Genomic DNA, 20,540 nt, shown 5'->3' with positions numbered 1-20,540 from the left:
GAGATTTCCTTTCATGACAGAGCATCCACTCCGGCCGAAGCCGGAGTGGATTTAGGTGAGAGCGCTGTGGGAGACAGCGTCTCAACGACTGGCCTCATCACGGGCTTGGCTCATTTTGCCAGCCAGTGCCTTGAGTGCCTCATTGGCAAAAATATCTTCCAGATCAGCGGAGAGCTTGCGGCGCCAGTTGGGGTATTCGTAACTGGTGCCCGGTACGTTGACCGGCTTGTCCATCTCCAGCCAGTCTTCCAGCTGGGTACTGAACAGGGCGCAGCTGCCGCGGGACATATGGATCTGCAGACCGTGGTTGAGTTCGGTGTTCATGCCGACCCAGTTCACGTCATGACTGATGTTGTCAGAGATGACCTTGTGGGCATGCAAGCTGTCGAGGATCCGTTGTTTGGCCTGGTGGCGATCAGCATACAGAGTCTTCAATACATCTTCATCCGGATACAGACCCAGTTGACGGCCGAGCGCCAGATCATCACAGTGCCAGAAGCCCTTGAGGGTCGGCATGTCGTGGGTGGTCAGGGCTGACATCGCCTGCTCGGTGTAGTGCGCCGGAGAGATAAAGCCGCCATCTTCCTTGGAGCGCTCGAAGAAGAACACCTTGTAGGAGTGGACGCCGTTCTCTTTCAGGGTCACGTCGATCCCCTCCGGCACGGTACCCAGATCCTCGCCGATCAGCAGGCACTGATTGCGGTGGGATTCGAGGGCCAGAATGCCCAGCAGATCGTTGACCGGATAATATATGTAGGCGCCCTTGGCGGCGGACGCTCCGGGCGGTACCCACCACAGGCGCAGCAAGGCCATCACGTGGTCGATGCGCAGTGCGCCGCAGGAGCGCATGTTGGCACGGAACAAGTCCACCATCGGCTGGTAGGCCGCTTCAAACAGCTTGTTCGGGTTCATCGGGGGCAGGCCCCAGTTCTGACCGAGCGGGCCAAGGATATCGGGCGGCGCACCGACCGAGGCTTTCGGGCAGTAGAGATCCTGGTTGGCCCAGATCTCGGTGGAGCCTTCGGAGACGCCCACTGCCAGATCCCGGTAGATACCCATCACCATGCCGGCAGCCTTGGCACGGGCATCGGCTTGCGCCAGCTGCTCGTCAGCCAGGAACTGCAGATAGAGGTAGAAGTTGACATCTTGCGGGTGCTCGGCCATCCAGGCGGCAACGGCAGGATTGTGGTAATCGCGCAGCTCCTGCGGCCATACCGGCCAGCCCCAGGCATTTTCGCCTTTGGCATAGAAGTGGGCCTGCAGGGCATCAAATGCTGCCTGCTGTTGCAGGCTGTCGCCACCGGCGGCCACGAAGGCATCAAAGGCGGCCTGACGCTCGGTGCTCAGGGTGGCTTCATCGAACACCTGACGCAGCATGCCGAGTTTGGTCTGGATCACGCCGGTGTAATCGACATTCTCTTTGGCTCGCAGGTCGGCCAGATGTTGCTGGAAGGCTGGGCTTGCCACTTCCGCTTTCAGGCGATCGCTCTGCTGGAATTCGGGCACCGCTTCCACATTGATATAGGCTACGTTGAGCCAGCGACGGGAAGAGGGGCTATAGGGACTGGCGCTCTCCGGATTGGCCGGATAGAGGGCGTGGATAGGGTTGAGGCCGACGAAGTGGGCACCCCAGGCGGCGGCTTTCTCAACCAGTTGGCCCAGATCGCTGAAGTCACCGATACCCCAGTTGTGGCGGCTGCGCAGGCAGTAGAGCTGCACGCTCGGGCCCCATACCTTGCGGCCATCGGCAATTGGCGCCTGCTTGTAGCAGGCCTTGGGGGCGACGATGAGGCGCATGGTGGCCAGCGGCTCGTCATTGCCCTCTTCCAGCAGCACCAGCTGGTGATAACCCAGCTCAGGGGCCATATCCAGCGTGACGCGATAGGCCTGGCACTCCATCTCTTCAAATTCGGCCACGCCGACCAGCTCACCCTCGATGGGGGTGAATTGACCGGACAGCACAGCACCCTGCTCCTGCTGGAGCTGCCAGGTGAGGGCGTCGTTGACGAATTCGATGGGGAGGCGAACCTCAAGGGTAACGGCGTCGCCGGTGCGAACCACCATCACAGGATCCAGCGCCCGCAGCCAGTGCTGGCGATGCTCCTCTTCCAGCTGCTGCACCAGTGCGGCCTCGTCATCGACGCGGTAGCCCATGGCGCCCAGCATGGCGGCCTTGCTCTCTTCTGATACCTGGGCCGGGTGGCCCCAGGCATCGACATACTCGCTGGCGATACCTTTTGCGGCAGCCAGCTGTTCAATCAGGGTGGTCATAGTTTGAGAATTCCCGCTGTGGATTCTATCTATACTATTTTGTTTGATTTTTATGGGGTGGTACTTGAACAGTGGCTCTTTGGCCATGCTAAACCGCGCACATTTTTACATATCTCTGTGAATGGTTGTGTGACCGAGTAGGCACTATTGTTGATATCTGCGCGATGCCACGATCTGGCACTTTTTTCGTCAAAACGTGGTAATCAGTTACATAAACAGAAAATTAATTTCACAGTTTTTCATGATATAGCGCAATTTCAGACAGAATGTTGGTTGACTCACCGGAGAGTTCTAGTAAATTTACAAGCGGAATTTTCTTTGACTACTGAACAGTTAGGTAACTAAATATGACTATCAAAGTAGGTATTAACGGTTTTGGCCGTATCGGTCGTTTCGTATTCCGTCTGGCTTGCGAGCGTGCAGACATCGAAGTTGTTGGTATCAACGACCTGATCGATGTTGACTACATGGCTTACATGCTGAAGTACGATTCAACTCACGGTCGTTTCAACGGTACCGTTGAAGTTAAAGACGGCAACCTGGTTGTAAACGGCAAAACCGTACGTGTTACCGCTGAGCGTGACCCGGCCAACCTGAAGTGGGGCGAAATCGGTGTTGACGTTGTTGCTGAAGCTACCGGTCTGTTCCTGACCGACGAGACTGCTCGTAAGCACATCGCTGCTGGTGCCAAGAAAGTTGTTCTGACTGGCCCGTCCAAAGACGCCACCCCGATGTTCGTAATGGGTGTTAACGACTCTACCTACGCTGGCCAGGACATCGTTTCCAACGCTTCCTGCACCACCAACTGCCTGGCACCGATCGCCAAGGTTCTGAACGATACCTTCGGTATCGAGTCTGGCCTGATGACCACCGTTCACGCTACCACTGCTACCCAGAAGACCGTTGATGGTCCGTCTGCCAAAGACTGGCGCGGTGGCCGCGGTGCGGCTCAGAACATCATCCCGTCCTCTACCGGTGCAGCCAAAGCTGTTGGCGTAGTTATCCCGGAACTGAAAGGCAAGCTGACCGGTATGGCTTTCCGTGTTCCGACTCCGGACGTGTCTGTTGTTGACCTGACCGTTAACCTGAAGAAAGCTGCCACCTACGCAGAAATCTGCGAAGCGATGAAAGCTGCTTCCGAAGGCGCTATGAAAGGCGTTCTGGGCTACACCGAAGACGAAGTTGTATCTACCGACTTCCTGGGTGAGCGTCAGACCTCCGTATTCGACGCCAAGGCTGGTATCCAGCTGAACGACAAATTCGTTAAAGTTGTATCCTGGTACGACAACGAAATGGGCTACTCCAGCAAAGTTCTGGACCTGATCGCTCACATCTCCAAGTAATTTGGGATGCGCAATCGCGTAGCTTGAAAAAGGCGGCCATTGGCCGCCTTTTTGTTTTTCGGTTTCCCCTGATGACAGGAGTCCACATGCAATCCATTCGTCCCCTGACAGCCAATTGCAAGCTTGCCAACAATGCGGCCGGTCTGCCGGTTCTCACCATTAATAACGACTATGCCAAGGCCGAGATCAGCCTGTTTGGCGCCCATGTGCTGAGCTATCAGCGTCATGGCGAGTCGGCCTCTATCTGGCTGAGCGACAAAGCGGTGCTGGATGGCAGCAAGCCTGTTCGTGGTGGTATCCCGATCTGCTGGCCCTGGTTTGGCCCGGCGCCCGCCCGCGTCGGTAGCGGCAAGCCCTCCCACGGTTTTGCCCGTACCACCCTCTGGATGCTGGACGGGGTCTCCGATCACGCTGACGGCACGCTTGTTCATCTTTCCCTGCGCGACAGCGATGCAACCCGCGCCCTGTGGGATCACCCCTTCGAGCTGGAACTAGACGTGCTGGTGGGCAAAGAGCTTTCGCTGGTGCTGACCACTCGCAACACAGGTGCTCAGCCATTGACCTATAGCGGTGCGCTGCACACCTATTTGCAGATCAGCGCACCAGAGGCGGTAAGCGTCACCGGCCTGGGCGAGCCCTATGCCGACAAGCTGACCGGACAGGATGCCAAGCAGCAGGGGGCATTGACCCTGAGCGGGCCGCTGGATCGGGTCTACTGGCAGCCAGAGGTGCTGGTGAGCGTGCAGGATGGTGAGCGCGAGACCCGGGTGGTCAGTGGCAACCACGACAGCGTGGTGGTCTGGACCCCCTGGCTGGAAGGGGCTACCGCCATGGCCGACATGAGCGACGATGGCTATCGCACCATGCTCTGTGTCGAGGCTGCCATCGCTGGCGAGGCGGGTGTGACCGTTGCGCCGGATGAAGAGCACAGCCTCTCCACCGTAATCATCTGAGTTGGATTAGGTTCAGATAAATAAAGAGGGCTCCCGCGGGAGCCCTCTTTGCATCTCATGACGGCGGCAATCAGGCATTGCCCTGGGTCTTGAGCTTGAGTTCGGCGGCGAAATTGAGCATCCGGTCGAGCGGAATGAGGGCCTTTACCCGCAGCGCTTCATCGACATGGATCTCGTGGCGTTCGGCACCATCGGTGAGGGCCTCCTTGATCGCCACCAGACCGTTCATCGCCATCCAGGGGCAATGGGCGCAGCTGCGGCAGGTAGCGCCATCGCCACCGGTCGGGGCTTCCACCATCTCTTTCTCCGGACAAGCCTGCTGCATCTTGTAGAAGATGCCCCGATCGGTCGCCACGATCAGCTTCTGCTGGGGCAGCTCCTTGGCCGCCTTGATCAGCTGGCTGGTGGAGCCCACCGCATCGGCCAGCTCGATCACCGAGGCGGGGGATTCCGGATGAACCAGCACGGCGGCTTCCGGATTCTGCTCTTTCAGCTCGCGCAGGGCGCGGGCCTTGAACTCGTCGTGGACGATGCAGTGGCCCTGCCAGCGCAGCATCTGCGCCCCGGTCTTCTTCTCGATATAGGCACCCAGATGGCGATCCGGGCCCCAGATGATCTTGTGACCCAGACTGTCGAGGTGTTCGACGATCTCCAGTGCAATGCTGGAGGTCACCACCCAGTCCGCCCGTGCTTTGACGGCGGCCGAGGTATTGGCATAGACCACCACGGTGTGGTCGGGGTTGGCATCGCAGAAGGCGGAGAACTGTTCGATGGGACAGCCCAGATCGAGGGAGCATTCGGCCTCCAGAGTCGGCATCAGCACCCGCTTGTGGGGGCTCAGGATCTTGGAGGTTTCCCCCATAAAGCGCACCCCGGCGACGATCAGGGTTTGCGCCTCGTGATCACGGCCAAAGCGGGCCATCTCCAGCGAGTCACCGACGAAACCGCCGGTGGCTTCGGCCAGCGCCTGGATCTCGGGATCCGTGTAGTAGTGGGCAACCAGTACCGCTTTGCGCTCCTTGAGCAGCGCCTTGATTTCTGTGGTCAAGGTCGTTCTCTGCTCGGCACTCAGGGGAAGAGGTTTGGCCGGAAAGGGGTAGTCCATTGCGACTACCGGCGGGACACTGCTCAGTGCATTGCTCATTGCGACTGTTCCATCAACGCTCGGGAAGGCAAAAATTATAACCAGAAGCCTGCCACAAACCCATCAACAAATCGGGTGAAGCGCAAGTGGGCGAATATACTCAAGTAATTCGTTGTTATTCTGCCATAAGGAGTTGTCGCATGAAGCAACGTTCCCTCAAGTTCAAGTTGTTGTGCCTTACCATGGGGCTGTTTCTGCTGACCGGGCTGGCCATGACCCTGCTGCAATCGGCCTCTTTCAGCTCCCTTCGCAACATGGTGATGACCCAGACCAGCGATGCACTGGAAGAGGAGGTCTCCCGCAGCCTGCAGTATCAGGCAGAGCGCTATGCCATCCAGATTGCCTCGCTGATGCAGAACTCCTATCAGATCCCCCTGACCGTGACCGCCCAGATTGAAGCCGGGATGGCCAAACCGGAACTGCGTTTGTCGCGGCCCCAAGTGGAGTCTCTGCTCGGCAGCAGCCTGCAGCAGGCGAGCGGGATCAGCTCCATTTATGCCCAGTTTGAACCGGATGGCTATGATGGCGAGGATGGCAACTGGCTGGGCGGGGCCAGCCACTCGGTGGCAGGCAAGGGGAGTCTGGAGGTCTATTTCACCAAGGATCAGGGAGGGGCAGTCGCTCAGCAAGCGGTGGACGCCGCTGCCAGCGAGGCCAAGTTTGATACCTCCCTCAACGAGTTTGGCATTCGCAACAGCGAGTGGTATCTCTGTGGTCGCGATACCCGCCAGCCCTGCCTGATGGAGCCCTACCTCTACGAAATCAGCCCGGGCAACAAGATGCTGATGACCAGTTTGACGGTACCCGTGCTGCGTGACGGCAAGTTTGTCGGGCTGGCCGGGGTGGATATGAACCTGCCCATCTTCCAGCAACTGGCTGAAAACCTTGGCAAGAGCCTCTATGACAACAAGGCGGATGTGACTCTGGTCAGCAAGATGGGGCTGATTGTGGGCAGCAACCGCTATGCCGACAAGCTGGGCCGTCCACTCAAGGAGGTGGGCCTGACCCTGCCTGACGGTCAGCCGGTCAGCAGCGACAGTGACTTCATTCTTCATCAGCCCATCCGGGTTGAGGCAGCCAATACCCAGTGGTGGTTGATGATTAAGGTGCCCAAGGCGCTGGCGCTCGGCAAGGCGCACGCCATCAGCAATGAACTGGGCACCCTGCTGGTGGATGCCCAGCGGCAGCAGATCATCGCCATGGGCGGGATTACCCTGCTGGTGCTGGGGCTGCTGGTCTGGTTTATCCAGACCATCACAGCGCCACTTTCTCTTATCAGCCGTCATGTGGGCCATCTCTCCAGCAACGAGGGGGACCTGACCCAGCAGATGGAGATCGACACCCATCAGGAGCTGATCGATCTGGGGTCCCAGCTCAATGCCTTCCTCGGCAAGCTGCGGGGCATGGTGCAAATGAGCAAGGGGATTGGTCAGCAGGTCTACCAGCAGGCGCGGGAGATGAAACATACCGCCGACACCATGCGCAGTAGTCTGGACGAGCAGAATCTGGAGCTGGAGAGCGTAGTGAGCGCCATGCATCAGATGAGCACCACGGCAGTCAGCGTGGCGGGTTATGCCGAGCAGGCGGCGCAGGAGTCGGAAGCGGCGACCCACCACATCAATACCGCCCAGCAGACCCTCAGCAATGCCCGCAACGAGATCCATACTCTGGTCGGCGATATGCATGAGGCGGATAAAGCGGTGGCGCTGGTGGCCCAGCGCAGCACCAATATCAGCCGGATCCTCGATGTGATCCGCGCCATTGCCGAGCAGACCAACCTGCTGGCCCTCAACGCCGCCATCGAAGCGGCGCGGGCAGGGGACATGGGGCGTGGCTTTGCGGTGGTGGCAGACGAGGTGCGGGCGCTGGCGACCAAGACCCGTGAATCGACCGACGAGATCGGCCAGCTGATTGGTAGCCTGCAGACCGAGGTGAGCAGCAGTCAGCGTCTGATGAATACCGGCATCGAGCGCTCCACCACCACGGTGCAGGGCACCGAGCAGGCGTTCGAGGCGCTCAATCGGGTGGTGGCCCAGATCCAGCAGATCCACGACCACATCAGTCAGGTGGCCACCGCCGCCGAGCAGCAGAGCGCCGTCAGTGACGATATCAACAAGAATTTGATGCGGATCGGCGATACCGCCAACGTGATCGGGCAGGAGGCCAGCTCCAGCCATCAGCTGAGCGAAGCGCTGGAGCAAGCGGCCACGGCGCTGGCCAGTCAGCTCGATCGGCTGCGTACCTGAGTGGCAGCCAGAGAGACAAAAGCCCGCGAGCGATCGCGGGCTTTTTTATGACTCGATGGCAGAGTTGCGTCAGTTGCGGAGTTCAACCAGCAGGATGTGGGAGTCGGCCCCGACCACCCTGACCTTGCTGCCTGCAGGCAGCGACTCGTCGCAGCGCACCGTCCAGACCGTGTCGTCCAGATGCACCCGGCTGGTGCCCTGGGTGACATCATCCAGCAGGGTCAGCTCGCGGCCCATATAGCTCTGCATCCGCTCGTTGATGGTGCTGGCGGCATCCTGACCCGAGTTGTCACGCTGGTGCTGCCAGCGCCACCAGGCCCAGGTGGTGAGCAGGGATTGCACCGCAAACAGCAGTAACTGCGCCTGCCAGCCAAAGGGCCAGATCAGCAGCAGTAGGCCCACTTCCAGAGCGGCGATGCCGGTCCAGAGCAAAAAGCCCACCGAGCCGAGCACCTCTATGGCCAGCAGAATGAAGCCGAGCCCCAACCAGTGCCAGTGGGTCAGCCCCTCTAACAGGGCTGTCATGACTTGTTGCCCTTGCCATCTTTGTTGAACAGCTCGGCCATGCCAGCCACAGAGCCAATCAGGCTGCCCGCTTCCAGCGGCATCATGATGATCTTGCTGTTGGGGCCTTCACCGATGCGGGCCAGTGCTTCGGTATATTTCTGGGCCACGAAGTAGTTGATGGCCTGCAGGTCTCCTTCCGCAATCGCCTGTGAAACCATATGGGTCGCCTTGGCTTCCGCCTCGGCAGCCCGCTCCCGCGCTTCGGCGGCGAGGAAGGCGGCCTGACGCTCACCTTCGGCTTTGAGGATCTGGGACTGCTTTTCGCCTTCCGCTTTCAGGATTTTGGACTGGCGCACCCCTTCGGCTTCCAGTACCTCGGCCCGTTTCTGGCGCTCGGCCTTCATCTGGGCGTTCATCGCCTCGACCAGTGCCAGCGGCGGGCGCACATCTTTAATCTCGATGCGGGTCACCTTGATGCCCCAGGGGGCGGTGGCGGCATCCATGGTGCGCAGCAGCTTCTCGTTGATGGTGTCGCGCTGGGAGAGCATCTCGTCCAGCTCCATGGCACCGAGCACGGTGCGCATATTGGTCATGGTGAGATTGCGGATGGCGCTGGTGAGATCGTTGACCTCATAACCCGCTTTACGGGCATCCACCACCTGCACAAAGCTGATGGCGTCGATGGTGACGTTGGCGTTGTCGCGGGAGATCACCTCTTGTGCCGGGATATCCAGCACCTGCTCCATCATGATGATCTTGTGGCCGACCCGATCCACGTAGGGGATCAGCAGGTTGAGACCCGGGGTCAGGGTGCGGGTGTAGCGGCCGAAGCGCTCTACCGTCCAGTTGTAGCCCTGGGGCACGATTTTGATGCCCGCGCTCAGGGTGGCGAGCACCAGGAACACAAAAATCCCTAGCACAATCAATGATTCATTCATCATTTAGCTCCTTATGAAACACAGTCCCTAGCCTATGGTCTGGCGTCAGGTACCACAAGTGACTTTGTACGCCTTTGTCATGAATTGGCTTTGCTAATTACCAAAACGCATTAAAAAGCATTTTTTATTATTTTGAGGGATAAGCTGCCCTGCCTATAGTCGCCCCATATTAGTCGTGTTCCGAGGGATGGGCCGAAATGGATTATTTACCTATGTTTGCCAAGTTGGAAGGCCGCCCGGTACTGCTGGTGGGCGGGGGCGAGGTTGCCCTGCGCAAGGCGCGCCTGCTGCTGGCGGCCGGTGCCCGGCTGACTCTGGTCTCCCCGGAGCTTGAACCGGAATTTGCGGAATTCACCGGTCGTTTCACCCATCTGGCGGAGCGCTTCACCCCGGCCCATCTGGCAGGCCAGATTTTGGTGGTGGCGGCGACCGACAACCTCGAAGTCAACGCACTGGTTTATCAGAGTGCCAACCAGCTGGGTCTGTTCGTCAACGTGGTGGATGACCCCAAGCGCTCCAGCTTTATCTTCCCCTCGATCATCGATCGCTCGCCGCTGATGGTGGCGGTCTCCAGCGGTGGCAAGGCGCCGGTGCTGGTGCGCCTGCTGCGCGAGCGGCTGGAGAGCCTGCTGCCGCGCCATCTTGGCGGGCTGACCGAGCTCTCCGGCCGGGTCCGTGACAAGGCCAAGCGGGTGCTCTCCTCAATTTCCGATCGCCGCCGCTTCTGGGAGCGCGCCTTTGCCTCCAACACCCTCGCCAGCCTGATTGAAAAAGAGGATTGGCAAGGAGCCGAGCAGTGGCTGAGTGATGGCCTCGACCAGGCGAAAAGCGAAGTGGGCGAGGTGGTGCTGGTCGGCGCGGGCCCTGGCGATCCGGGTCTGTTGACCCTCAAGGCGCTGCAACAGATTCAACAAGCTGAAGTGGTGCTCTACGACCAGTTGGTCTCGTCTGAGGTCCTCGATCTGGTGCGCCGTGATGCCACTTTGGTGTCGGTCGGCAAGAAGGCGGGCGCCCAGAGCGTGCCGCAGGAGGAGACCAATCGCCTGCTGGTTGAGTACTCCAAGGCGGGCAACCGGGTAGTGCGGCTGAAAGGGGGCGATCCCTTTATGTTTGGCCGTGGCGGCGAGGAGCTGGAAGTGCTGGCCAATGAAGGCATCCCCTTCTCGGTGGTGCCCGGCATCACGGCCGCTGCCGGCGCCACCGCCTATGCAGGTATTCCGCTGACTCACCGTGATTATGCCCAGAGCGCCGTCTTTATTACCGGCCACTGCCAGATCGATGGCAAGGAGCCCGACTGGCAGCAGCTCGCCGCCACCAGCCAGACCCTGGTCATCTACATGGGGCTGATGCGCTCCGAGCATATCCAGCAGCAGTTGGTGGATCACGGCCGAAGCCAAGCCACCCCCATCGCCATCATCGAGCGTGGCACCACATCCCGCCAGCGGGTGCTGACCGGCACGCTGGCCGACTTGGCTGAGCTTGCCAAACAGGCGGTGAGCCCGTCGCTTATCGTCATCGGCGAAGTAGTGGCACTGCGCGAGCGGCTCGCCTGGTTTGGAGAAAAAAGCGGCGAGCAGCTGCGCGCTAACCCGGATCTCGATGGCTGCGACCTCAAGCTGGTGCAGCTGGCCTGACCGAGAAAGAGATATTTGATGCGGCTGCCGGTGCGGCCGCGCACTGAACCACCCAGCGCCCCGAGCAGGCGCATAAGCAATGACCCGAGGACCAACATGGACCGTGAAAGATTGACCCACTTGCAGCAGCTGGAAGCCGAGAGCATCCATATCATCCGCGAGGTGGCTGCCGAATTTGAAAACCCGGTGATGATGTACTCCATCGGCAAGGACTCCTCCGTCATGCTGCATCTGGCCCGCAAGGCCTTCTATCCGGGCAAGATCCCCTTCCCCTTGCTCCACGTCGACACCGACTGGAAGTTCAAGGAGATGATCAAGTTCCGCGACGAGACCGCCAGGAAGTACGGGCTGGATCTCATCGTCCACAAGAACCCGGAAGGGCTCGCCATGGGCATCAACCCCTTCGTGCACGGCAGCGGCAAGCACACCGACATCATGAAGACCGAGGGGCTCAAGCAGGCGCTCAACAAATATGGCTTCGACGCCGCCTTCGGTGGTGCGCGCCGCGATGAGGAGAAATCCCGCGCCAAGGAGCGGGTTTACTCCTTCCGTGACAAGTCTCACCGCTGGGATCCGAAAAACCAGCGCCCGGAGCTGTGGCGGGTTTACAACAGCCAGGTCAACAAGGGGGAGAGCATCCGGGTGTTCCCGCTCTCCAACTGGACCGAGCTGGATATCTGGCAATACATCTATCTGGAAAAGATCGACATAGTGCCGCTCTACTTCGCCGCTTATCGTCCGGTGGTGGAGCGCAACGGCATCAAGATCATGGTGGATGACGATCGTATGCCCATCGGCCCGGAAGACGAAGTGAAGCAGGAGCTGGTGCGCTTCCGCACCCTCGGCTGCTACCCGCTGACCGGGGCCATCGAATCCGCTGCCACCACCTTGCCGGAAATTATTGAAGAGATGCTGCTCACCACCTCGAGCGAGCGGCAAGGGCGGCTGATTGACCACGATCAGGCCGGCTCCATGGAGCAGAAGAAGCGTCAGGGATATTTCTAAGGAGTCGTCAGCATGAACAGCCATATTCAGACCGCCATCACCGAACAGGGCATTGAAGCCTATCTGCACGCCCAGCAGCACAAGAGTCTGCTGCGTTTTCTCACCTGCGGCAGCGTGGATGACGGCAAGAGCACCCTTATCGGTCGCCTGCTGCACGACTCCCAGCAGATTTATGAAGATCAGCTCAAAGCGCTGGAGTCCGACAGCCAGAAGCTCGGCACCACCGGCGAGAAGCTGGACCTGGCACTGCTGGTGGATGGCCTGCAGGCGGAGCGCGAGCAGGGCATCACCATCGACGTGGCCTACCGCTACTTCTCCACTGCCAAGCGCAAATTTATCATCTCGGATACCCCAGGCCACGAGCAGTACACCCGCAACATGGCCACCGGCGCTTCCACCTGCGATCTGGCCATCATTCTGATCGACGCCCGCAAAGGGGTGCTGGATCAGACCCGCCGCCACAGCTTTATCGCGAGCCTGCTCGGCATAAAGCAGTTCGTGGTGGCGGTCAACAAGATGGATCTGGTGGAGTTCAGCCAAGAGGTGTTCGAGCGCATCAGCGCCGATTACCGCGAGTTCGCCAAAAAGCTCAGCGTCGACACCATCCATATGGTGCCGGTTTCGGCGCTGGACGGTGACAACGTGGTCAACCAGAGCGACAAGCTGGCTTGGTATCAGGGCGAAACCCTGCTTGCTCTGCTGGAGTCTGCCGAGGTGGAGCGCGAGCTGGAGCGCCACCCAGTGCGCCTGCCGGTGCAGTATGTGAACCGCCCCAACCTCGATTTTCGCGGCTTCGCGGGGACGCTCGCCTCCGGCATCCTGCGGGTCGGCGACAAGCTGGCGGTGCTGCCATCGGGCAAGGAGAGCACAGTGACCCGCATCGTCACCTTCGACGGGGATCTGGAGTACGCCCTGCCGGGTCAGGCCATCACCGTCACCTTCGCCGACGAGATCGACATCAGCCGCGGCGACCTGCTGGTGGATGCCGCCAAGCAGCCGCAAGTGACCCAGAATCTGCTGGCCCATATCGTCTGGATGGGGGAGGAGTCCCTGCAACCGGGTCGGGTCTACGACGTCAAACTGGCCACCAAGAAGAGTCGCGGTCAGGTGGAGGCTATCCGCCACCGCGTCGAGATCAACAAGCTGGACGAGCTGCCTGCGAGCGAACTCAAGCTCAACGAGATCGGCCTGTGCGAGCTGAGCCTCACCGACCCGGTGGCGTTCGACCCGTATCAGGAGATCCGTGATACCGGCAGCTTTATCCTGATCGACCGGCTGACCAACGTCACCGTCGGCGCCGGCATGATAGTGGAAGGCTTGGCCGCCAAAGCGGTAAAAGGGCATTACAGCGAGTTCGAGATCGAGCTCAACGCGCTGGTGCGCAAGCACTTCCCGCACTGGCAAGCCCTTGCCATCGGTAACGACACAAGCAAGGAGTAAGCCCATGACCTGGCAACAATTCCTGGTGCTGGGTCTGCTGGCTGCTCTCGTGGCCCTGCTGATCCAGGGCAAACTCCGCCCGGCGCTGCTCTTCTCGGGCGCCGTGCTCATCACCTACCTGAGCGGGTTGGCGGATATCAACGCCGTGGCGGCGGGCTACACCAACAGTGCCCTGCTGACGCTGGTGCTGTTGCTGCTGGTGTCGCTGGCGGTGGAGAAGACCCGCATCATGAGCTGGTTCGCCAATCTGGTGGGCACAGGTTCATTCAACAAGGTGCTGGTGAAGGTGTGGTTCTCCACCGCTTTCCTGTCGGCTTTCGTCAATAACACTGCCGTGGTGGCCTCCATGCTGGGAGCGGTCAAACGCAACCCCAACCATGCGCCGTCGCGGCTGCTGCTGCCCATGTGTTTCGCGGCCACCTTTGGCGGGGTGCTGACCCTGATCGGCACCTCCACCAACCTGATCGTCAACAGTTTCCTCATCAAGATGGGGGCGCCGCCGCTCGGCATGTTCGACTTCTTTATGGTGGGGGCGGGCACCCTGCTGACCGGTCTGGTGGCCGTACTGCTGTTTGCACGTCACCTGCCGGAGCAGGATACCGAGATGAGCCGCGAATCCGGCTACTTTCTCGAAGCCAAGGTGGGCGCCGGTTCGCCGCTGGCGGGGCGCAGCGTCAAGGAGAACGGCCTGCGCAGCCTGAAAAGCCTCTATCTGGCGGAAATCATTCGCGGCGATCAGGTGATCTGCCCGGTGCAGCCGGAACACGAGCTGCACGAAGGGGACGTGCTGCTGTTTTGCGGCGATGTGGAGAGTGTCGGCGTATTGCAGGAGATGAAGGGGCTGGATCTCTACGGTCAGCACCGCCTCAACGGCCAGCATCTGGTGGAGGTGATCGTCAGCCACAGCTCGCGGCTGGTGGGGCAGACCATCAAGGATGCCGAATTTCGCACCCACTTCGATGCGGTGGTACTGGCGGTGCGCCGCGGCGAAACCCAGCTCACCGGTGGCCTCGGCCAGATTGAGCTGCACGCCGGTGATACCCTGCTGCTGGCCCCCGGCCCCCAGTTTGCCCGCAACAAGTCGTTGGGACGGGAGTTTGTGGTGGTGAGCGGGCTGGAAGCCTCCACCCGCCTCGATGGCAAGCGCAGCGCCGCCGTGGTGCTGGGTTTTCTCGGGGTGCTGGCGCTCTCGGTGTTCGATCTGGTGCCGCTGTTCAAGGGGTTGCTGCTGATGCTGGTGGCGCTGCTGCTCACCCGCATTCTGACCCTGGACGAGATCCGCCGCCGCTTTCCGCTGGATATCTGGCTGGTGGTGGGCGGGGCGCTCGCCATCGCCGATCAGCTGGAAAAGAGCGGACTGGCCAAGCTTATCGCCGACTGGCTGATGGGGGAGTTCAACGGTGCCAGCCCCATCATCGCCTTTATCGGTATCTATGTGTTTACGCTGGTGCTGACCGAGCTGATGAGCAACAACGCGGCCGCCGCGCTGGCCTTCCCCATGGGTTACCAGCTGGCGCTCAGCATGGATGTCTCGACCATGCCGTTTATTCTGGCGGTGCTGTTCGGGGCGAGCTCCAGCTTTATTCTGCCCTACGGCTACCAGACCAACCTGATGGTCTATGCCGCGGGCAACTACAAGATGCCGGACTACCTCAAGCTGGCCCTGCCGGTCTCGCTGGCCTATAGCCTCGGGGTGATTGTGATGGTGCCCCTGCTGTTTCCGTTTTAAGGCATAAGTGCCAGTCAAGGCGTGTTGGGTGAGCAATGCCATGGCATCAGCACGTTGTCGGCGGATAGTCCGAGGCGGCTCCCCGTGGTTCCGGACCGTTTAAGTTTTGAGGCGTGATCGCCAAGCAAGGAGTGTGGGATGAGCAATACCATGGCACCAGCACGTTGTCGGCTGATAGTCCGAGGCGGCTCCCTGTGGTGCCGGACCGTTTAAGTTTTGAGGCGTGAGCGCCAATCAAGGAGTGTGGGATGAGCAATATCGTGTGGCACAAGCATGCCGTGGACAAACAGAGCCGGGCCGAATTGAAAGGGCAAAAGCCGCTGGTGATCTGGTTTACCGGGCTCTCCGGGGCGGGCAAATCGACCCTGGCGGGGGCGCTGGAGCAGGCGCTGGCGGCACAAGGCAAGCACACCTATCTGCTGGATGGGGACAATGTGCGCCACGGCCTCTGTGGCGATCTCGGTTTCGATGATGCCGCGCGGCAGGAGAATATCCGCCGAGTCGGCGAGGTGGCAAAGCTGATGGTGGATGCGGGCCTGATCGTGCTCACCGCCTTTATCTCGCCGTTTCGTGCCGAGCGGGAGCTGGTACGCAATCTCTTGGGCGAAGGGGAGTTTGTCGAGGTGTTTGTCGATGCGCCGCTCGCCGTCTGCGAAGAGCGCGACCCCAAGGGGCTCTATAAAAAAGCTCGGGCAGGGGAAATTCGTAACTTTACCGGAATCGACTCCGCTTACGAGGCGCCGGAGCAGCCGGAAATTCATCTGCTGAATGCCGGTAAACCGGTGGAGGTGCTGGTGGAGGAGTTGCTGACTGCCCTGAGGCAGGGGAACTATCTGTAATTGGATCGGAAGAACCTAAAACAAGCGCCCAGTGGTCTGCCACTTGGCTACCACAGGCGCTGCTGGGTTGGCAGCAGCCACTATGAACAAAAGTTGGATCATTATCGGAAAACCCATAAATCCAGCTTATAGTGGCACCGGCAAGTCTTGAGCCACCCCGAGGCGGTCGATAGCAACCCCGCAAAAGGATCTTCCGATCCTTGCTTATATCGCTGCGGGGTTATTCGCGATTGTCCGAATACGCTGCGCTATTCGAACCTATGGGTTGAAATCAATCCCGCACCAATTTGGGGGCTCGTTATTAATATGCAGATTGAATATCTTGTTCTAGCTCTGCGATAATATGTTTAATTCTTAATTTGAACAGCCTATTAATCTCATCATTATTTCTGGCTCCAATTCGTTCTTCGCCCAGATATGTCTCGAGGATTTTCCTTTTTTCTGTCACCGTTAACTTGTCAAAGTTTATTATATATTTGTGGTCGTCTTTGTTTTTTATTTTTGCTTCAAGGTATGCTTTCGATATTTTTTTAAAGTGGACATCGGGTATTCTAAATCGTTTACAAAGTGAGTGTACGAGCCTGTCTATTTTATATAATATCTCTTGGTCATTTATTTGTGAGAAATAAAATACCCAGCCTCGTCTTGAATCTTCGAATATACACCCGGTTAAACGTAAGTTAACTCTCCATTGGAGGATTTTTTTCAGCCTTTTTCTGTATTCAAGATGTTCACCTTCGATTTTTTCTACTTGGTATTTGTAAGTCGTAAATAACTTAACGATCGATGACTCTAATTTATGACGACTTTCTGATTTTACTGTCACTTTCGAGGAGTGAAATTCATAACCTAAAAATGAGAATCTATTGCTTAGATTATCTAGTTTTGATTTTGAACCTAGAGCCTCTATAGGGTGGGGTTCCAACCTCTCAGTAGTTAGTAATTCAAAGGTTGCTCTTAAAATATCATCAGCATCCTCCTCTTTGCATAGTATGAATATGTCATCTACGTATCTTTCGTAATGGATTCCTTCGATGTTTGATATTCTCTCGTCAATATCAATGAAGTATATGTCAGCCAAGATATTTGATATGGCAATACCCTGTGGAATTCCGCATGTATTTTGTTTATTTCTATCTGGTGTAGGTAATGTTGCCGTTTGTAATGCAGATTTAATAAGGTTAAGGATTTGCTTAGAACGTATTTTTTTTGATAATTTCGCTAATAATTGTTCATGATGAATAGATGGGTAGAAATTAGCCAGGTCGATTTTAATATAGTGTGAATACGTGCCTGTTAGTAAGGCATCTTTTATTCTTTCAATTTTTGTTTGAGGTATTTCTTGTGTTATTTTTTCTTTATACAATGCTTGTAAAAGTTCACATAGAACTTTTAGAGTTATTCGATCCCGTATTGTTGGGATTGAAATGCATCTAGGGTATTTGTTCGCGCCTTTAGAGATTAGCTTTTGTTTATAGGTGGTAAAATGATAGGTTTTATTTCTGATCTTTCTATGTATTACATCAATTTCATCATCGAGTCGTTTTGAAAAAGTGTGGTTATTTATTTTATCTAAACCAACAGCTGGTTTGTTTTTTATGTGGCTTTCATAAACTTGCTTAAGGTTCTTTTTGGATGTAAAAATTTTAAATAATTTGTAAGGTGTCATCACCATGCCCACCACAAACTAACTACAGGAATAATATACAGTGCAAGTATTGTTATTTTTCTTTTAACTATGTAGGTATAAATATTAATGACTTCTTGGCAGGATGCCTTTCTAGATGTGTTGTTCTTGCAATAAATAACACGGGCATAGAGGTCATCTAAATCAAGGTGGTTCTCACAATTCTTCAATAATTCAAAATATTCATCGGTTTGGATGGAACTTAACTGTTGTGTATTTGATGCATTAACTTTCTCATATAGGGCATGTAATGAAATATAGTTATCTTTAAATGCCAAACCTCTACCTTTAAAATTAATACTGGTAATGAATGATGATAAAACTAATACTGCAACTGATAAAGCACATAAAATTACACCAGCCTTGCCATTAAATATGTTATCAACACCCAAATCTAAAATTGAAACGCAAACGACTAAAGATGAATAATAGATTAAAATGCATTGCGCATGAAAATCATTTTCCAGAAGACGTTCAGATGCTCTAATTCTTGCTTTTCGAGTAAACCAAATATTATTGATGTCCATGTGTTTCTCTAATTAGATGTGGGGCTGTAAATAATTACAAGTTTAACACACTCAATTGAGTGTCTGAGTTAACAAATAGAGCGAATCTATTGTTTATTAGTAACACGTTTAAAAACGTTTATTCCGAAGAATAACAGCCCCACGAATTTTGAATGTCTCATTTTCACAAATTCACGTCAAGCGTCTATTTGTATATTGGCTTGGCTACGCCCTGCGTCAATCTGCAAAAACCACGCTACCGCCCCTGAATTTCAGCCTCCAGTTTGCTGCTTTTTACCTGCGTTTTGGCACTGGCTTGGCTCATGGCTGACTCCGACAAGAGGTTGCCAAGCGGCTATGTTACCGAACGGGGCTGGGGTGAAAAGCGCAAGCGGGCGGTTTTCTGAGCAAGATCAACAAATTAATCAATAACGGGCGGCGATGTGCTCGTGCAAGAACAGCCGCCTATCAGCGCAGAGGGAAATCGGACAGTGAAGCGAGGATGTCGTCCTCTTGTTGGCGGGCATTAAAAAACCCTATGGGCCCATAGGGTTTTGCTGCGGTGATTGTTTGGGTAGTGGTTATCTGGCTTGGCGTACCGGCACGGCGCGGGTGGTGGCCACTTCGTAGCGGTTTTGGCTTGCCGGAGCCCCCTTCTGGAACTGGCGCACCAGCCGGTCGAGATCGCTCAACTGGTTGACCAGCTGGGTGATGCCGTGCACGGCGTGTTGGCTGCCGACGCTGGAGTCATCGGCCAGGGTCTTGATGCTGAGCACGTTGCGGTTGATCTCGGCGGTGACGTGGAACTGCTCCTGTACCGCCTGGGCAATCTGGCCGCTGCCGGAGGCGACCTGCTGCAGCATATTGTTGATCTGCTGGAGAATGGTGCCGGTCGCCGAGGCTTTCTGCTGGCAGCTCTCGGAGAGTTGGCAGCCCTTCTCCATCGCCTGTTCTGCATCCCCGGCGCTGGTTTGCAGCTCGGTGATCATCTTCTGGATCTCGCTGGTCGAGGATTGGGTCTTGATGGCGAGGGTGCGGATCTCGTCGGCGACCACCGAGAAACCCCGACCCGCTTCGCCAGCCCGGGCCGCTTCGATGGCAGCGTTGAGGGCCAGCAGGTTGGTCTGGTTGGCGATGTTGTTGATCACATCGAGGATGCCGTCGATATCGCGGCAGTGGCCGACCAGCGCACTGATCACGCTCTTGGAGGTGGTCAGCTCGCTGTTCATACCCGCCACGGCAGCCACGGTTTCGGCCACGCTGTGGTTGCCGCTCTTGAACAGGTCGGCGGTCTCGTCCAGCAGGCTGGAGGATTCGCTGGAGCTCTGTGAAACCTCGCGAATGGATTCCGACATCTCGGTCACGGCAGTGGCTACCTGATTGGTTTCGGCCTGCTGCTGTTGCAGGTTGTCGGTGATGGACTCGGCGTTGCGCAGATCCCCCTCTGCGGCCTGCAGGATCTTGCTGCAGGTCTGCTGGGTGCGGGCCAGCACGGCGCTGAACTCGGCCTGATTCATCACCATCGAGAGTTCGATGGCGGCGATGTTGTCCACCTTGTTGGTGTAGAGCAACTGCATCAGCGGGTTGTCAAAGCGGCTGCGGGCCATCTTGTTGAGCTTGCCGAGGCGGCGGGAGAGGGCATTCAGGGTGATGGCCGCTATCGCCAGCGGCAGGGCGACCAGCGCCAGTTGCCAGTTCATGTCGTGGTTGTAGCCAAGCGCAAACATGGCGAGCAGGCTCAGCAGCAGGCAGAGGTTGATGGTCAGGGTATGGGAGAAGGTGGGCAACTTGAGTGCCAGCGGCAGCTTGTTGTTGCGAAGGTCGGCATAGACCTTCTCGGCCCGCTGTTTGATCTCTTCGCTCGGGGCGGTGCGCACCGACTGATACTCCACCACCCGGCCGCTGGCATCCTTGATGGGGGTGACAAAGGCGCTGACCCAGTAGTGATCGCCACTCTTGCAGCGGTTTTTCACCGGTCCCATCCAGCTCTTGCCTTCGCGGATATGGTTCCACAGATCGGCAAAGGCCTGTTTCGGCATGTCAGGGTGGCGCACCAGATTGTGGTGTTCCCCCAGCAGCTCGTCGAGCGAGAAGCCTGCTATCTCGCAGAACTCATCGTTGGCGTAGGTGATGCGGCTCTCCAGATCCGTGGTGGAGATCAGGCTCTGGTGGTCTGGATAGAGACGTTCTCTTTGGGTAACCGGTTGATTGATTCTCATAGCCATGCTTCCGGGCTGTGGTGGTTGAAAATTGATCTGCATCAAGCTTCAAAGCAAAGGGCGGGCCATCAATCACGTT

At 57.2% G+C, this 20,540-nt stretch carries 15 protein-coding genes; 8 read left to right on the top strand and 7 right to left on the bottom strand.

Annotated features, from left to right (window positions below; translation table 11 throughout):
- Positions 1–81 precede the first annotated feature (81 nt).
- The gene (malQ, locus tag G5149_RS13905) at positions 82–2,271 is read right to left on the bottom strand and encodes a 4-alpha-glucanotransferase (RefSeq protein WP_185900021.1); all 2,190 of its coding nucleotides are present in this window, start codon (positions 2,269–2,271) and stop codon (positions 82–84) included.
- Positions 2,272–2,618: 347 nt separating this feature from the next.
- Between malQ and gap the strand changes: the two genes are divergently transcribed.
- Together gap and G5149_RS13895 are read left to right on the top strand one after the other, a co-directional pair.
- Entirely contained in the window at positions 2,619–3,614 is a 996-nt protein-coding gene (gap, locus tag G5149_RS13900; protein ID WP_158112746.1) for a type I glyceraldehyde-3-phosphate dehydrogenase, read from the top strand.
- A gap of 86 nt (positions 3,615–3,700) precedes the next feature.
- On the top strand, positions 3,701–4,567 hold the full coding sequence (locus G5149_RS13895) for a D-hexose-6-phosphate mutarotase (RefSeq protein ID WP_337073471.1): 867 nt from the start codon (positions 3,701–3,703) through the stop codon (positions 4,565–4,567).
- Positions 4,568–4,637: 70 nt separating this feature from the next.
- Here G5149_RS13895 and nadA read toward each other — a convergent pair whose 3' ends face one another.
- Positions 4,638–5,711, bottom strand: a complete 1,074-nt coding sequence (gene nadA, locus G5149_RS13890) for a quinolinate synthase NadA (RefSeq protein ID WP_337073472.1) — start codon at positions 5,709–5,711, stop codon at positions 4,638–4,640.
- A 140-nt stretch (positions 5,712–5,851) separates the two neighbouring features.
- On the opposite strand from nadA, the gene G5149_RS13885 reads away from it, so the two are divergent.
- Positions 5,852–7,957, top strand: a complete 2,106-nt coding sequence (locus tag G5149_RS13885) for a methyl-accepting chemotaxis protein (RefSeq protein WP_337073473.1) — start codon at positions 5,852–5,854, stop codon at positions 7,955–7,957.
- Between the two features lie 69 nt (positions 7,958–8,026).
- Here G5149_RS13885 and G5149_RS13880 read toward each other — a convergent pair whose 3' ends face one another.
- Positions 8,027–8,482 (bottom strand): NfeD family protein, encoded by a 456-nt coding sequence (locus G5149_RS13880; RefSeq protein WP_201907593.1) that lies wholly within the window; start codon positions 8,480–8,482, stop codon positions 8,027–8,029.
- Positions 8,479–9,402, bottom strand: a complete 924-nt coding sequence (locus G5149_RS13875) for an SPFH domain-containing protein (protein WP_160882010.1) — start codon at positions 9,400–9,402, stop codon at positions 8,479–8,481. Before G5149_RS13875 ends, G5149_RS13880 begins: the two co-directional genes overlap by 4 nt.
- 197 nt (positions 9,403–9,599) lie before the next feature.
- On the opposite strand from G5149_RS13875, the gene cysG reads away from it, so the two are divergent.
- The 5 genes from cysG (at position 9,600) to cysC (ending at position 16,049) form a co-directional block, all read left to right on the top strand.
- A complete protein-coding gene (cysG, locus tag G5149_RS13870; RefSeq protein ID WP_421212671.1) occupies positions 9,600–11,036 on the top strand; it encodes a siroheme synthase CysG in 1,437 nt (478 codons plus the stop codon).
- A 72-nt stretch (positions 11,037–11,108) separates the two neighbouring features.
- Positions 11,109–12,041 carry a sulfate adenylyltransferase subunit CysD gene (gene cysD / locus G5149_RS13865; RefSeq protein ID WP_421212683.1) on the top strand — a complete coding sequence of 311 codons (933 nt, stop codon included), beginning with the start codon at positions 11,109–11,111 and terminating at the stop codon, positions 12,039–12,041.
- 12 nt (positions 12,042–12,053) lie between these two features.
- Positions 12,054–13,481, top strand: coding sequence for a sulfate adenylyltransferase subunit CysN (cysN, locus tag G5149_RS13860; protein WP_421212670.1), 1,428 nt, complete (start codon positions 12,054–12,056; stop codon positions 13,479–13,481).
- Between the two features lie 4 nt (positions 13,482–13,485).
- Positions 13,486–15,210, top strand: a complete 1,725-nt coding sequence (locus G5149_RS13855) for an SLC13 family permease (protein WP_088868488.1) — start codon at positions 13,486–13,488, stop codon at positions 15,208–15,210.
- Between the two features lie 248 nt (positions 15,211–15,458).
- Entirely contained in the window at positions 15,459–16,049 is a 591-nt protein-coding gene (cysC, locus tag G5149_RS13850) for an adenylyl-sulfate kinase (RefSeq protein WP_421212668.1), read from the top strand.
- Between the two features lie 301 nt (positions 16,050–16,350).
- On the opposite strand, the gene G5149_RS13845 is transcribed toward cysC, so the two are convergent.
- The 3 genes from G5149_RS13845 to G5149_RS13835 all read right to left on the bottom strand — a co-directional run bounded on the left by G5149_RS13845 (position 16,351) and on the right by G5149_RS13835 (position 20,461).
- The gene (locus tag G5149_RS13845; protein WP_421212667.1) at positions 16,351–17,718 is read right to left on the bottom strand and encodes a reverse transcriptase domain-containing protein; all 1,368 of its coding nucleotides are present in this window, start codon (positions 17,716–17,718) and stop codon (positions 16,351–16,353) included.
- A complete protein-coding gene (locus G5149_RS13840; protein WP_201998137.1) occupies positions 17,718–18,263 on the bottom strand; it encodes an SLATT domain-containing protein in 546 nt (181 codons plus the stop codon). The genes G5149_RS13845 and G5149_RS13840 overlap by 1 nt, the downstream gene beginning before the upstream one ends.
- A 560-nt stretch (positions 18,264–18,823) precedes the next feature.
- Entirely contained in the window at positions 18,824–20,461 is a 1,638-nt protein-coding gene (locus tag G5149_RS13835; protein ID WP_421212666.1) for a PAS domain-containing methyl-accepting chemotaxis protein, read from the bottom strand.
- Positions 20,462–20,540: the final 79 nt, after the last annotated feature.

It is taken from the genome of Aeromonas sp. 600479 (assembly GCF_049175515.1).
Classification (GTDB): Bacteria; Pseudomonadota; Gammaproteobacteria; order Enterobacterales; family Aeromonadaceae; genus Aeromonas; species Aeromonas veronii_A.
This window is presented reverse-complemented; position numbering and strand designations above follow the sequence as displayed.